Below are 14,721 nucleotides of genomic sequence, written 5' to 3'. Positions count from 1 at the left end.
TTTCCATCAGATTCGTTTGACAAAGTCGAGAATAATTATTAGGGTAAATTTCCCCGTCCGCTAGACATCAATTCCCGTTTACAATGGGTTATTTCCTAAAAGAACAATCCTTGATGAGGGCATGCCCTTCGGAGGGGATAAGCTCCGGATGCTTGGGTTTTTATGGAATCATCAACGATCACATATACGGCAAGGGAATTTTCGGATAATCAAAGGAAGATGAACATATGTGCGGAATCCTAGGCCAGATCAATTTTTCAGATGACCCCGTCGATCCCGAGGAGTTGATGGCTATGAATGCCACTATGACCAGCCGTGGTCCTGATGGCGTCGGGCTGTACGTTCAAGGGCGGTTAGGGTTCGGGCACCGACGGCTCAAGGTGATTGATTTGACCCAGGCTTCCCAACAACCCATGGTGGATTCAAAATTGGGACTTGGTATTGTCTTCAATGGTGCGATTTACAACTACAAGGAATTAAGAAAAGAGCTGGAGTCAAAAGGCTATACCTTCTTTTCGCATGGAGACACCGAAGTCATTCTCAAGGCCTACCATGCGTGGGGAGAAGACTTTATTCACCGCTTGAACGGCATGTTCGCGTTTGCCATTTGGGAAAGAGATTCAGAGCGGGTTGTGCTGGCGCGTGATCGTTTGGGGATTAAACCGCTCTATTATACTGAAACGTCTCAGCGGTTTCGATTCGCATCGACCTTGCCGGCTCTCTTAGCGAGGGGAAACGTTTCCACGGAGATGGATCCCGTGGCTCTTCATCACTATTTCATGTTTCACGCCGTGGTGCCTGCACCACACACCTTGCTAAAAAGCATTCGAAAATTAGCGCCCGGCACCATGATGGTCATTGAGCCAACAGGAGCACGACGCCAACATCACTATTGGCAACTCTCCTTCGAGCCGCGTGAAGATGAGAGGATCTTAAAAGAACGAGACTGGCAGGACCGGCTTTATGAGGTTTTACGGTCGGCTGTCCGCCGACGGCTTATTGCGGATGTGCCCGTGGGGGTCCTTCTGTCCGGTGGGTTGGACTCGAGCCTTATCGTGGGCCTGTTAGCGGCTGAAGGCGCGACAGGCCTGAATACGTTTTCCATTGGGTTTGAAACGGTGGCAGAGGAAAAGGGGGACGAATTCTCCTACTCTGATATCATTGCCAACGAATTTTCGACCCGGCACCACAAACTTCCGGTTGATACGACCCACGTTCTGCCCAACTTGCCAGGTTGCATTCATGCTATGTCCGAGCCAATGGTCAGTCACGATGCCATCGGGTTTTATTTGCTTTCTAAAGAAGTGTCCAAGCATGTCACCGTGGTGCAAAGTGGGCAGGGCGCCGACGAAATTTTCGCAGGATATCACTGGTATCCCCCCCTCTTGAACAGTCAACATCCCGTTGATGACTATCGCCAGGTGTTTTTTGATCGTGACCAGAAAGAATTTCGTCGAGTCATTCATCCACGGTTTCACGAAGACGATCACAGTCAGCGTTTTGTGGAGAAGCATTTTTCCCAACCGGGAGCGTCCCGACCGATTGATAAGGCTCTCCGGCTTGATACGACCATTATGCTAGTCGACGATCCGGTCAAGCGCGTCGACAACATGACGATGGCATGGAGTTTGGAGGCGCGAGTGCCGTTTTTAGATCATGAAGTCGTCGAACTGGCCGCACGCGTGCCGGCAGAAATGAAAATTGCGCAAGGGGGAAAAGGCATTCTGAAGGAAGTCGCTCGTCGGGTGATCCCTTCCGAGGTCATTGATCGTCCCAAGGGGTATTTCCCCGTTCCCGCCTTGAAATATCTTCGTGGCCCTTATTTGGATATGGTGAAAGACGCGCTTGTGTCAGAGACCAGTCAGAAACGCGAGATTATTCAGCGGGACTATATCGATGAATTGTTAAAAAATCCGGATGATCATCTCACACCATTACGTGGGTCAAAGCTCTGGCAGCTTGGATTATTGGAACTGTGGCTTCAGTCCCATGGCATTTAAGGATCCCAATGTTGTGAAGAACCCGCAGGCTCTTCACATGACGAGCCCTCGTCAGCGACCGATCGGGCCGACGGTCAAAAACTGGGAAGTTGGACCGGCGACCTACCAGGGACGGCGAGTGAAACCAAAAGTGGTCCTGGATTGCGGGTGGGGGCGGCTCATTTTTGCCCACACCTTTACAGGCCCCGAAGAGGTGGCTTCCACGCTGATGCAGGAACGTCCCGGCCACAGGGATATTGCCTTTTATCTACGGGATCCTCATGTGGTTCTGGCCCTGCGCCCGCATAAGCTGTTTCTGGATCCTTCGCATACGTTTCGATTGTGGTTGGCTGATTATCAATCGGTCGCACATCAGAAATCAGGCATGGTGATCACTCCCATCCAGTCGGAGGCCGATGTCAGGGCGTTGAATCGGATCTATGCGGCACGGGGCATGGTTACGGCCGACACCGATATCCTTATGAGGCATCGCCGCTCCCAAAAGCTCTGCTATTTTCTCGCTAAAGACCAGGCCACGAATGAAGTGATTGGCGTTATCCTAGCTGTGAATCATCGCCTGATTTTTGCCGACCCCGAAAAAGGCAGTAGCATCTGGAGTCTGGCTGTTGACCCTCAAGCCCACCATCCCGGAGTGGGGGAAGCGTTGATTCGTCATGCGGCCGAACGGATGAAGGCCCGGGGGTGCAACTATGTGGATCTCTCAGTGCTGCATGACAACCATGAGGCCATTGCGCTCTACCGGAAACTGGGCTTTGGACGAATTCCTGTATTTGCGGTGAAAACGCGAAATACCATAAATGAAAAATTGTTTGCAGGTCCCTCACCGGATCAACGACTCAACCCCTATGCCACCATTATTGTAAATGAAGCCAGGCGCCGAAGCATCGACGTCGATGTCCTGGATGCCGAGAATAGCTACTTCCGCTTGACGTTTGGGGGCCGGTCCATTACCTGTCGGGAATCGTTGTCCGAATTGACCACGGCGATAGCGATGAGCCGTTGTGCGGATAAGACCCTCACGCGGCGGGTGCTGCGGGAAGCCGGTCTATCCGTTCCAGCTCAGATGGAGGCCAATGGGCGGAAGCACAACGGCAAATTTCTTGAACAGTATCAATCGATTGTTGTCAAGCCGGCGATGGGGGAACAGGGAGCCGGGGTGAGTGTGGATGTGCGGAGGGTCAAGGAAATGGAGTCCGCAATCACCCTTGCCGGTAAATGTGGTGATCCCGTCATTCTGGAACAATATGTGAAAGGCGAGGATTTACGCATTGTGTTGATCAACTATGAAGTGGTTGCTGCTGCCGTTCGACGGCCACCACGAATCACGGGGACAGGTCATCATTCGATTGCCGAATTGATTGACCGGCAGAGTCAGCGACGGGCCCGATTGACCGGCGGAGAGAGTCGAATTCCTCTGGACGGAGAAACCAGGAGGTGTGTGAAGGAGGGCGGTTTTACCCTTACAGAGGTTTTGCCAAAAGGCAAAACCCTCACGGTGCGTAAGACGGCCAATCTCCATACCGGAGGAACCATTCATGACGTGACAGGAAAGCTTCATCCTGATTTAGCCACTGCGGCGGTGGTTGGTGCCAAAGCGCTGGCTATCCCGGTGGTAGGATTTGATTTTATTGTCGCCTCGGTTTCCAAGCCTGAGTATGTCATTATTGAAGCAAACGAGCGACCCGGTCTCGCCAATCATGAACCGCAACCGACGGCAGAACGATTTATCGACCTGTTGTTTCCTCAAACGAAGACACCCACAAAATTGCGGTAGTCCTTTGGGGTGATGGGGGATTGTATGATCGAATCGAAAATTGACACTCAGTATCTCCTGCATATTCTCCAAAAATTGTTGGTGATTCCGAGCCCGACTGGCTATACGGATCAAATTGTCCATGCGGTATCGGGTGAACTGAAGCAATTAGGGATTCCCTTCGAACTCACCCGGCGCGGAGCGATTCGAGCCACAATGGCGGGACAGGTCAGTACACCTGATCGAGCCATTGTGGCTCATCTGGATACCCTGGGGGCTTTGGTTAAATGGCTCAAAAACAACGGCCGGCTGGCCATTGTGCCGATCGGAACCTGGTCCAGTCGGTTTGCCGAGGGTGCGCGCGTGACCGTCTTTTCCGATACAAAGAAGCATCGTGGCACCATCCTGCCTCTGAAAGCATCAGGGCACACCTATGGTGATGAAATCGATACCCAACCGGTGTCCTGGAAGAATCTGGAAATTCGACTTGATGAAACGGTTACGGACGCCAATGGACATATCCAACACTTATCAAACGAAGAGGATCTCCGACGACTCGGGATTCATATTGGTGATTTTATTGCCATTGATCCCTCACCTGAAACCAGTCCCAATGGTTTTATCAACTCGCGGCATTTGGATGATAAAGCCGGAGTGGCCACCATCTTGGCGGCTGCCAAATCCATCCTTGAAAGCGGGGTCACGCTCCCTGTGGATTGCCATTTACTGTTTACGATTTCCGAAGAGGTCGGATCCGGGGCATCAGCGATCTTACATGGTGATGTGGCAGAAATGATCACGATTGATAATGGCACCCCCGCGCCCTTTCAAGCCTCAAGCGAATTCGGCGCGACGATTGCCATGGCTGATTCAGCCGGGCCTTTTGATTATCACCTGGTCAGGCGGCTCATCGCCTTATGTGTCGAACATGACATTCCGTTTCAACGAGACATCTTTTGTGACTACAGAAGTGACAGTGCGTCGGCCGTAGAGGCCGGAAATGACATTCGGACCGCCCTCCTTACGTTCGGGGTCGATTCCTCCCACGGCTATGAGCGAACTCATCTGAGTGGGCTTGAGGCTATTGCGAAGTTACTCGTCGTGTATATGAAAAATGAACCGGTGTTTTGGCGAGATCGCGATTCGTTAGGGTCCGATAATGATTTTCCCACTCAACCGATTGAAGAACATTCTTTTCCTCAAACTCTTGAGGACATGGTTCGACGCCATGGCGAACACCAACATGACTCATTGCGTTCAGGGACTGAAGACCGATGATGGGGTGATGAACACATTCCCCCTTGCGGGTTGACTCCTCATTACTCTGTCAGCTTAATGCCCTCTCTTTTACCCACACCTACTTTTCCCCCACCCGACACGACCCATCCACAGTTGACGATTCGTGCTATTGCCACGGGAATGGTCTTAGGAGTACTCCTCACCCCCTGCAATATCTATAGCGGACTGAAGATTGGGTGGACATTTAATATGTCCATCACCGCAGCCTTGCTCAGTTATGCGTTTTGGAAAATATTCGAAACCACCGCCCAAACCGAGCGCTGGGGTTTGCTCGAAAATAATATCAATCAAACCACGGCCTCTTCGGCTGCATCCATTATCTCGTCAGGGCTGGTGGCCCCGATTCCCGCCTTGGCCATGCTGACGGGGGAGCAATTACCGTGGTCTCTCCTCTCTGTATGGGTCTTTTCCGTCAGTCTGGTTGGCATTGTGGTCGCGGTCGGTCTCCGGCAACAGATGCTTATTCGTGACCGATTGCCGTTTCCCGCCGGTGTTGCCACAGCGGAAACCGTCAGGGAAATCTATGGAAAAGGGGGGGAAGCCCTGGCTCGCGTGAAAGTTCTCCTCACGGCTGGGGGGATCGCCGGGATCATAAAAATTTTCAACGAAGCTATTCTGACCATTCCCAAGATGGCCACGGGCCTGGCCATTCCACTTAAGGGAGCGCTCAACAAGGCGGGGTTATCCACTGTGTCCCTTTCCAATCTTGGGTTCGTTCTCGATCCCTCGCTCCTGATGGTGGGCTTTGGAGCCATTATCGGGCTTCGCGCCGGACTCTCTCTACTCCTTGGAGCGATCCTCGCCTGGGGCATCATTGGCCCTTGGGTCTTAACGCAGGGCTGGATTCCTGCGGAAAGTCTGGCGCCCGACGGCTATTGGTTCGGACCCATGGTGGAATGGTTGCTTTGGCCGGGGGTTACCTTGATGGTCATGGCCTCACTCACGTCTTTTGCCTGCTCTTGGGGGTCAGGGCTGACGGGCGGCATACTTTCTCGAAAAGCTCCGGCATCACTTGTAACCCCGAATGATCCCCATGTCATTCCACGTCAATGGTTTGTGATCGGACTGTGTGTCTCTTTGGTGTTTGGGGTGTTGACTCAGATCACGTTATTCAATATTTCGATAGGTATTGCGATCCTTGCGGTCCTACTCTCTTTTGTCTTGGCCATTGTGGCGGGACGAGTTTCAGGGGAAACCGGGATTACGCCAATCGGTGCCATGGGGAAAGTCACACAGCTCACGTTTGGTTTCCTCATTCCTGGCAATGTCACGACCAATTTGATGGCAGCCAATGTCACAGGTGGAGCGGCTGGCCAGTGCGCGGATCTCCTTCATGATTTAAAGACCGGTCTCCTCCTCGGTGCGTCGCCGCGATTTCAAGCCCTGGCGCAAATTTTTGGAGTGTTAACCGGCTCTCTGGTGGGTAGTGCGGTGTATCTGGTGCTCATTCCTGATCCTCAATCCATGCTGTTAACCATTGAATGGCCGGCTCCTGCTGTTGCCACATGGAAGGCTGTCGCGGAGGTCTTTCAACTCGGTAGTGAGGCTATTCCTCAGGGAAGTCTGTTGGCCATGGGCATTGCAGGTCTGCTAGGCGTGGGGATGGTTCTTCTCGACCAGGCTCTCCCACGATTCATCAGCCGATGGATCCCCAGCGCCTCGACGATGGGACTGGCGTTTGTCATCCCGGCCTGGAATTCTTTGTCCCTTTTTCTCGGTGCTCTTCTTGGAACCTTTTTGATGAGGTATGCGAAAACCTGGGCGGAACGATTTTTAATGGCGCTGGCCGCCGGGCTTGTCGCTGGTGAAAGCCTCGCAGGTGTGGCGAGTGTTCTTGTTAAAATATTGTTTTGAACTGATTCAAAAAAATGGCCACAGAGGTTTTTGAAGGTCGTTGCCACCTTGCTGTGGTTTCATAAATTCCAAGCCGGTTTCCCCTTTTCCTCTAAAAACCAAGACTCGTCATATCTGACCATCCTTCGCCGATATCTGACCTGCTTCTATTCCTCGGGACAGGTTCTGTCGAGAATGAAATAGACTGGGCAAAATCCGGTGAACCCGCTTTGCAGCAGTGTGACTCCAAGGATTCCCGGAACTAACAACCACAAAGGATTTACGTAGTACCCCAGTGCGACGCCTGCAGTAATGAGCGCACCGGCGATTCCGTCATGGAGTTGGCGTTTTCGCTTCATCTTCACTCCTCCTGTTTGTTGATGTTCATTCATTCTCTCCCTGGATTCCTTCTTGCCACACAGGATTTTTCCTGTTTTCCCGTGGCTACCAAACTGCCCATTTTTTGTATGTATGTTTCTTGGAATGTAAGAACATAGGAGAGAAGTCTAACTCCAGGTACTTTTTTGAAAAATACGTATTTAAATCTACCTTATTTTGCTTGTTTTTAAATTGATCAATTACTGGGCAATACATTGAAAATAAAGCATAATTTAATGTTTTACCTCAGTATATCTCCCGTCTTTTCTGCCAGGATCAAGGGGTGCTACTCTTGGGGTGCTCGATGAAATTCATTAAACAGAATGGAGACCAAGACATGCCATTCGGCTATTACCACCAGCTTAACGCCAAGGCGAAGCGGATCTATCGGGCAAGCGACAAGGTCTCGGATTTTCAGTTGCCCAATGTTTCTGTCGTTCGGCCTGTCGTGCGAAAAATATTTGAGGCTTTACAGGCCGAGAGTCATTTGCGGACCCAAAAATGGACTCAACGCCTTCTGAATAGATTAACGAGCCAACTTCATATTCGGCCCATTCGGTTTGAATTGTTGGATATCCGACCTTCCAATCCCCGGATGGAACTGTATGGTTTGTATTACCCCATGGAAGGACGGCGGATTCCGAGAATCCAAGTATGGATGCGCACGGCCAAACGGCATCAAGTCGTCGCTTTTCGCACGTTTCTGCGCACCTTGCTTCATGAGCTTTGTCATCATTTGGATTATGATTGTTTAGGCCTGAAAGACTCTTTTCATACCAAGGGCTTTTATGGTCGTGAAGCCAGTTTAGCCTCTCAAGTCTTATCGTTGGTCGATACTGCCGCTTGGGGAACAGGTCACTCGTCCAAGATGGGAAAAACAAAACGAAAGATCTGACGATTTCTGGTCCCTCTTCAGCCTGTCCCACTTCCCTGTCTTGCCCCCAATCTGGTGCATGACACTGTCTTCATCTGTTCTTTCCCGCCATTCCGTTGGGTTGGTCCCCCTCTGACTGTCTATCTCTTTTACGGTTTCGGAGGGTAGAATGCGAAATCGTGCCGATTGCAGGGGGGTGTTGTACATCCCTGTGAATTAAAACGAAAAAATCTTTTCCGAAAGGAGGGGTAGAGACGAAGCTATGTTGCAGGATATTCAACCCATTCAACCCTTGTCCCATCTGACCGGATCCAGCGAGAAGCTTCATACCCGTTTGTGCCGAATGGTAGGGCAGGCCGTTGCCGATTTCAACATGATTGAAGGAGGCGATAAGGTCATGGTGTGTCTTTCCGGTGGGAAGGATAGTTATGCGATGTTGGACGTGTTGATGTCCATGCAGTCTCGTGCACCGGTGTCCTATGAACTGATTGCGGTGAATTTGGATCAGAAACAACCGGGATTTCCTGAAGATGTGCTTCCGGATTATCTCACGAGGCTTGGTGTGCCGTTTCATATTGAAGAACGCGATACCTATTCGGTAGTGAAACGGTTGATTCCAGAAGGCGAGACGACCTGCTCGCTTTGTTCACGGTTGCGTCGTGGCATCCTGTATGGATTGGCGGAACGGTTGGGGGCGACCAAGATTGCTCTTGGCCATCATCGCAACGATATGATGGAGACCTTGTTGTTGAACATGTTATTCAACGGAACCCTCAAAAGCATGCCGCCGAAACTGAAATCTGATGACGGACAACAAGTGGTGATCCGCCCATTGGCATATGTGAAGGAATCCGAGCTGGCCCGTTATGCGGAAATGAGAAACTTTCCCATTATTCCCTGCGATCTATGCGGTTCACAGGAAAATTTGAAACGCAAAGAAGTGAAGGCCCTGCTTCAAGAATGGGATACCCGGTATCCCGGCTCGGGTGACAGTGTGTTTGCGGCCTTGTCCAAGGTCATACCCAGTCATCTCCTCGATCGTCGATTATTTGATTTCGAGGCTTTTCGCGAGCCCGAACCGTAGATGGGCCTGACGGTGGTTCCCGTGCGAATGATGACCGACCTGCCAGTTCCTGTTCCATGGTGTGTCTTTCCTCGCTTCTCCTGGGTGTGCGGTTTTTGCCGGGCATCATTATGGTCTATCTCCAGGCTTTTTTGTTAATTATGGCGGCCAATGCCGCCCCGATTTTCGGTCGGCTGCTTATGAAAGGGCGTTGGATTGCTCCTCTTGATGGGGGAGCGACCTTCTTCGATGGGCAGCCGTTGTTGGGACCCTCGAAAACCTATCGAGGTGTGGCTTTCTCTTTGGTGGGTACGGTTCTGGCGGCGGATGTGCTGGCTATGCCATGGGAGATAGGCCTCCTGACGGGGGGGTTAGCGATGACCGGCGATTGCTTCTCCAGCTTTATCAAGCGACGATTGGGCTATGCCTCAGGCGGGATGGCCTTGGGCTTAGACCAAATTCCGGAGAGCCTATTTCCCCTGTTAGGGCTATGGGGACCCCTATCGTTATCGCCTATTGGCATAATGGCCACCGCAGGTGCGTTTATGGTGTTCGAATTGTTTATTTCTCCGATTTTATACAGATTCCGGATTCGTAAAAATCCGCATTAAATTTGTGTTCCCGTTGCCGAGTTTATTCCTTGGAGAGATTTTTGGTCTTGGGGAGGGTAATCCCCAATTGGTCAATTTTCCGGGTAAACCCGGCCGGCGTGTTGAGGGTATGGATTGAGCGCCCATCCGGCTGTTCGTAGGTAATAAGGCCACCATCTTGTAGCGGCCAGACGAGTACTCGATCTTTGGTCTGGTGGCTGGAAAAGGCTTGAGGGGAACATGGCATGCCGAGTAGCATTTCGAAGGATACGGGAGGCTCCAACCTGGGGAGAACAAGCCGTCCCGGACAATTTCGAATGGGTCGCCAGGGCCAACGGGTTCGTAATTCCTCAAAGGTCATCGGACAGCCTCCTCGAAGTTCTCACACCAGCCCATCATAACTCCTGCTCGGGCCTTTTGGGAGAGAATACGGTTAGAATGTTTTCGCTCTGGATTTTGCCAACAACTCCAACACAGTGAAATGGTGGAGTCCTGATGAATGTGGATCCCTCATCGGAAGAAGAATCTTCGACCAATTCCCGGGCCCCCCTTATGTCGATCGGTTTGGCGGTTTTTGCTGTCCTCATGGTACCGGTAATTCTTTTCTCTATGGGGCCGGATGGGCCTGCCAAAGTCGGGGACGTGGTTTTTGTCACGGATCGTCATCGTGTACGGCTGATGACTTCCGATGGTGATGCGATTGGACCAAATCCCGAGACGTGTGTCCTCGAGCCTCGCGTGCAGTTAGTGGTCCAGAAAATGGGCATACCCTCAGGAGGCTCGATGATTGCGGAACCGGTTGTCACGGAAAAGGTCGGACGACCTTTTTGCTTTCCGGGAAGGCCAATTGTCGTGTATGCCCATCAGGTGACCTTACGGCCAGATCTGTGGGGTGGCCTCCGAGACTCACTTTCGCATTTCTTCTCTGGTCGCTGAGCAGGACGCCCACACCGTCGTTTCTCTCCAGGCGCTCAAGAGGGTTTGAGCTTATCTGAAAAGCGTTGCCGGAACTTCGCCACTTTGGGATTAATGAGATAGGCGCAGTAAGGTTGTGACGGGTTCTGCACAAAATATTCCTGGTGGTAGGCTTCGGCCATGTAAAAGGATGACGCGGGTTCCACCTGGGTTACAATGGGATCGTCGAACAACCTGGCTTCCGTCAGCGTGCGAATGACCTCGTGTGCGGTCGCCTCTTGTGCTGAGGAATGGGTGAAAATGGCGGAGCGATATTGAGTGCCCGCATCATTCCCTTGTCGGTTGAGGGTGGTGGGGTCATGGATGCCAAAAAAGATTTCCAGGAGTTCTCGATAGGTGATGATGCCGGGATTAAAGGTAACTTGTATCACCTCGGCATGTCCCGTGTTTCCGCCGCAGACGGCTTCATAAGTTGGATTGGGGCGACTACCGCCCATATAGCCGGATTCAACGGACTCGACACCCTTCACTTGATCGAATACGGCTTCGAGGCACCAGAAGCAGCCGCCACCCAATGTGGCGAGTTCTTTTCCTGTTGATGAGGCTATGGCCGAGTCAGACATGCGTTACTCCTTGCTCATGAAAAAGGCTAAAGTTGTGCGATTGAAGTGGATGGTTTCAGGTTTATATCACGACCTGGTTTCTTGGGCCACTGCTGGTTGGACTGGTGAATAGGCAAGAGTGAAATTTTTCCCTGAAATTCTTCGCTTTACTTTTTGTTCGGCCCCTTTATAGGCTTGGACGATTTTCTTTTAGTCTGTTGAGTGGTGAGGAGAGGAGCAAGTCATATGCGGGTTGTGTGGGCCACGGATATCCACTTGAATTTTCTGGGTGTCGAGGGACGGGACGCATTTTTTTTATCCATTCGTGCTCAACAGCCGGACGTCGTGTTTGTGACGGGAGACATTGCTGAGGCTCCATCGTTGACCCATCTGATACATGAAATGCGTCGAGCCATTCACGTGCCGATGTATTTCGTCCTGGGGAATCATGATTTTTACTATGGTTCGATTTCCCAAATTCGAAATGATTTGAAATGCTGGTGTCAGAGCCAGCCAGGACTCATCTATCTTTCGACATCGGGGTTGGTCGAATTGACTCCGACGACGGCGTTGGTCGGGCATGACGGATGGGGAGACGGGCGCTATGGAAACTATCATCTTTCCCCGGTCAGGCTGAGTGATCAGGAGTTGATCTCGGATTTTCAGGATTTAGGTCGGGAGGGGGTATTACGCAAACTCCATGCGTTGGGCGATGAGGCGGCTTGCTATTTGCGGGATCGATTGGATGAGGCCTTGTCATTATATCAGCGCGTCATTTGCCTGACGCATGTCCCACCATTTAAAGAAGCCTGCTGGTATCAGGGAAAAATGGGGAACGATGATTGGCTACCATATTTTGCCTGCCAGGCAGTTGGCGAGGTGTTGCTGAATGTGTCGCGAGAACGACCGGATTGTCAAATCACTGTTTTGTGTGGCCATACCCATCATGCGGGGACTGTTCATCTGCGACCAAATCTGCGGGTTCTTACGGGATCTGCCGAATATGGTGCTCCGTGTATTCAAGAGAGCTTCGACCTTGAGAAACTGTTTTCCCAATCAATGTTGGTAGGAGGCGGTGAAGGTGAAGGAGGCGGCATCGGTAGAACCTGATGCCGCCGGAAGGCCATCAGGTCCCTTTAAATAAATCTGGTCCGTTCGTTTGGAGTAGGTACGCGGCACGAGTCGGATTTTCCCATCCATTGATAGCGGTGCCGGGCGATGAAACTGTATACCATATCGCGAAGTGGCCGGGGGATGATGATGAAGCCATACAGCCAAGGCCAAGCCCCAGGTAGGCAGCGAAGAATTTTGAGAGCTGCAGTGGATTTTGTGAAGACCTTCCCGTGTTCCAGCAGTAAAAAGGTTTCATAATCCTGGGTGGAAAGATGCAGGTGAGTGAGAATGTCCTGAGCCGGTTGGGATTGAAGCGTTCCGAATTTAAATAATCCTCGGGAATCCCGCTCGAGGACAAAATTGACAAACGCATTGCAAAAATTACAGACCCCATCAAAGACAATCACCTTCTCGTGTTTGCCCCAGTCATGAATCGGTAAGGAAGATCCCTGTTTCACGTAACATGCCCTTTTCTCTGATCGATCTTTTATCTGTTTTGGTCGTTCGGCAATCAATAACTTCCCTTCCATTATAATACATGAGAGCCATACGGGTTTTCTAAGGCGGTAGCGCCTAACCAGCCATGGAAGGTCGACGTTTGAAAAGTCGCCATGCATGGATTTGGAGCCATTGATGGATAGGAACAAGATCGAAAAAAATGAGATAGACAAACGGGATTAACAAAAAATTGACATCCATAAGGATAAAGGAGGAAATGTGGAAAATAATGACGCCGGACAGAAAGAAGGCCCGCAGCTTGACTGATTTGATGAAGAGGATCAATGGGAACCCGAGTTCGAACGCGAGCACCAGATGGGAGAAAATTTGAATCAGATCCGGGCGTTGGGCCAGCTCGAAGCTTAAGCTATTTTTGACAAGTTCCCCTTCGCCTGTCATGCCCCATCGGACAGAGCGTTTGATCAGCACCTCCTGGATTCGGCCTTCGCCGGAAAACCATTCCCATCCGCTGACCCGCACTTTGGCAATGACACTCCAAAAATAAAACAGAGCGACATAGAGTTGCATCATTTTAATGGGCCAACTGGCCTCCCATTCCTGGAGAGGAGGGTGTGTGCCATGGAGTGAGTCACGAGAATGGACTTCTCCGCACCTGGAAAGCAGAAATAGGAAAAGCATTTGCATCGGAATGATATAACGATGATGAACGTCGCCGCTAAAGCTGTCTCTCACCCCCTTTAAGTAAAAAATACAGAGGATAACGATTAAAATTGATGTCCGGGTCCATTTCCCCATGATCATACCGACCGTGGCGCTCATGAGGAGTGCATAGACGATAAATGACAGGGCAGGGATATGGTATTGAATCCCAAGCAGATGAAAATACCAAATGGGGTCCAGGAAATAATTTCTGGAGCCGATGGGGTTGAGAGTCAGGACCGTGGCGAATTGATAGGTGTGGAAAAACAGTAAACCGCACCCAATATACAGCCGCAACAGACCAAGGCTTTCTCCAGAAAATCCTCTAAAGAAAAATTGATTCCAGCCACGGCTGATGAGGTTACAGAATGCCATGTTCCCACCTTGGCAGCCATTCGTCATGCCATTCGATCAAGGCTTCTCGCGTGTCAATTTGAACGGTGGTAAGGTCTTGCCGTAGTAAATCTTTCTTCCGGTACACACGCTTTTGATGGTCGGCCTCTATTCGAATGATAAATTTAGGGTCGGACGGTTCATGTCCTAATGTTTTGTTGAGAGTCCAAAACATTCGCCATTCCCAATCAACTTCAAACCGGGGCTCATCTTCCTCTAACCCGCGGACCCATTGGTTAATCGTCCCCAATTCAATATTTCCCTGTTTATGTTTGGGGGGGGCGGTGCCAAACATTCTTGAATAATATAGTCGTCGAAAATTGGGTTTGGGAATATTGAGATCCTTATAGGATACGTAACCGGTTGATCCGTCCCGAGAAGTAACTTTGAGGCCTTTTCGATATTTGTCTTTGTCCCATACCTTGACTGATATGGTTTCGCGGGGCTCGTACACGCTATACATGGGAACCCAGGTTAATGGAAAATAATCGATCCGAAATATGACTGCCCCCCATATGGTGATCAAGTACACAACAAGAATAAAGGTAATGGTCCGCTTGCTCATGCAAACTTTCCTTGCGGGTTGTTGACCGGGGAATTCATGTGGGTCTCTCCCCTTGAGGTGAAGGAACAAATGATACAAGTGACGGGAAAGCCCATTATCTTATGATAAGTGGGAGAACTCAATAGTGAGAAAGTTGCGAGAAAATGTTGTTCCTTCGATTCATGAATTGGGCGGAAAAGGCAGGC

At 50.8% G+C, this 14,721-nt stretch carries 15 protein-coding genes; 9 read left to right on the top strand and 6 right to left on the bottom strand.

Going from position 1 to position 14,721, the window contains the following annotated elements; genetic code table 11:
* The first annotated feature begins 227 nt into the window (after positions 1-227).
* The 4 genes from ACWHYD_RS13485 to ACWHYD_RS13470 are packed head-to-tail and all read left to right on the top strand — an operon-like array spanning position 228 to position 6,906.
* Complete coding sequence (locus ACWHYD_RS13485) at positions 228-2,000, top strand: N-acetylglutaminylglutamine amidotransferase (RefSeq protein WP_447962545.1); 1,773 nt, start codon at positions 228-230, stop codon at positions 1,998-2,000.
* 37 nt (positions 2,001-2,037) lie between these two features.
* The gene (gene ngg, locus ACWHYD_RS13480) at positions 2,038-3,774 is read left to right on the top strand and encodes an N-acetylglutaminylglutamine synthetase (RefSeq protein ID WP_447962544.1); all 1,737 of its coding nucleotides are present in this window, start codon (positions 2,038-2,040) and stop codon (positions 3,772-3,774) included.
* 24 nt (positions 3,775-3,798) lie between these two features.
* Positions 3,799-5,031, top strand: coding sequence for an osmoprotectant NAGGN system M42 family peptidase (locus tag ACWHYD_RS13475; RefSeq protein ID WP_447962543.1), 1,233 nt, complete (start codon positions 3,799-3,801; stop codon positions 5,029-5,031).
* Between the two features lie 57 nt (positions 5,032-5,088).
* Entirely contained in the window at positions 5,089-6,906 is a 1,818-nt protein-coding gene (locus ACWHYD_RS13470) for an OPT family oligopeptide transporter (protein ID WP_447962542.1), read from the top strand.
* A gap of 146 nt (positions 6,907-7,052) precedes the next feature.
* On the opposite strand, the gene ACWHYD_RS13465 is transcribed toward ACWHYD_RS13470, so the two are convergent.
* Positions 7,053-7,244, bottom strand: coding sequence for a YgaP family membrane protein (locus tag ACWHYD_RS13465; RefSeq protein WP_447962541.1), 192 nt, complete (start codon positions 7,242-7,244; stop codon positions 7,053-7,055).
* A 323-nt stretch (positions 7,245-7,567) separates the two neighbouring features.
* Between ACWHYD_RS13465 and ACWHYD_RS13460 the strand changes: the two genes are divergently transcribed.
* The 3 genes from ACWHYD_RS13460 (at position 7,568) to ACWHYD_RS13450 (ending at position 9,811) form a co-directional block, all read left to right on the top strand.
* Positions 7,568-8,158 (top strand): hypothetical protein, encoded by a 591-nt coding sequence (locus ACWHYD_RS13460; RefSeq protein ID WP_447962540.1) that lies wholly within the window; start codon positions 7,568-7,570, stop codon positions 8,156-8,158.
* Between the two features lie 241 nt (positions 8,159-8,399).
* Positions 8,400-9,221, top strand: a complete 822-nt coding sequence (ttcA, locus tag ACWHYD_RS13455; protein WP_447962539.1) for a tRNA 2-thiocytidine(32) synthetase TtcA — start codon at positions 8,400-8,402, stop codon at positions 9,219-9,221.
* A 56-nt stretch (positions 9,222-9,277) separates the two neighbouring features.
* Positions 9,278-9,811 carry a CDP-archaeol synthase gene (locus ACWHYD_RS13450; protein WP_447962538.1) on the top strand — a complete coding sequence of 178 codons (534 nt, stop codon included), beginning with the start codon at positions 9,278-9,280 and terminating at the stop codon, positions 9,809-9,811.
* Positions 9,812-9,833: 22 nt separating this feature from the next.
* On the opposite strand, the gene ACWHYD_RS13445 is transcribed toward ACWHYD_RS13450, so the two are convergent.
* Positions 9,834-10,151, bottom strand: a complete 318-nt coding sequence (locus ACWHYD_RS13445) for a hypothetical protein (RefSeq protein WP_447962537.1) — start codon at positions 10,149-10,151, stop codon at positions 9,834-9,836.
* A 134-nt stretch (positions 10,152-10,285) separates the two neighbouring features.
* Here ACWHYD_RS13445 and ACWHYD_RS13440 point away from each other — a divergent pair, with 134 nt between their 5' ends.
* Positions 10,286-10,726 (top strand): hypothetical protein, encoded by a 441-nt coding sequence (locus tag ACWHYD_RS13440; protein WP_447962536.1) that lies wholly within the window; start codon positions 10,286-10,288, stop codon positions 10,724-10,726.
* 35 nt (positions 10,727-10,761) lie between these two features.
* Here the strand turns inward: ACWHYD_RS13440 and msrA are convergent, their stop codons facing one another.
* Positions 10,762-11,328 carry a peptide-methionine (S)-S-oxide reductase MsrA gene (gene msrA / locus ACWHYD_RS13435; RefSeq protein ID WP_447962535.1) on the bottom strand — a complete coding sequence of 189 codons (567 nt, stop codon included), beginning with the start codon at positions 11,326-11,328 and terminating at the stop codon, positions 10,762-10,764.
* 225 nt (positions 11,329-11,553) lie between these two features.
* Here msrA and ACWHYD_RS13430 point away from each other — a divergent pair, with 225 nt between their 5' ends.
* Complete coding sequence (locus ACWHYD_RS13430; protein ID WP_447962534.1) at positions 11,554-12,417, top strand: metallophosphoesterase family protein; 864 nt, start codon at positions 11,554-11,556, stop codon at positions 12,415-12,417.
* Positions 12,418-12,443: 26 nt separating this feature from the next.
* On the opposite strand, the gene ACWHYD_RS13425 is transcribed toward ACWHYD_RS13430, so the two are convergent.
* From ACWHYD_RS13425 to ACWHYD_RS13415, 3 genes are all read right to left on the bottom strand, one after another.
* Positions 12,444-12,878, bottom strand: coding sequence for a thiol-disulfide oxidoreductase DCC family protein (locus ACWHYD_RS13425; RefSeq protein WP_447962533.1), 435 nt, complete (start codon positions 12,876-12,878; stop codon positions 12,444-12,446).
* Positions 12,879-12,993: 115 nt separating this feature from the next.
* A complete protein-coding gene (locus ACWHYD_RS13420; RefSeq protein ID WP_447962532.1) occupies positions 12,994-13,953 on the bottom strand; it encodes a hypothetical protein in 960 nt (319 codons plus the stop codon).
* Positions 13,940-14,536, bottom strand: coding sequence for a hypothetical protein (locus ACWHYD_RS13415; RefSeq protein WP_447962531.1), 597 nt, complete (start codon positions 14,534-14,536; stop codon positions 13,940-13,942). Before ACWHYD_RS13415 ends, ACWHYD_RS13420 begins: the two co-directional genes overlap by 14 nt.
* Between the last annotated feature and the right edge of the window lie 185 nt (positions 14,537-14,721).

This window comes from Nitrospira sp. Ecomares 2.1, assembly GCF_965152585.1.
The sequence above is the reverse complement of the archived record's forward strand: the minus strand, read 5'-3'. Positions and strand labels throughout refer to the sequence as shown.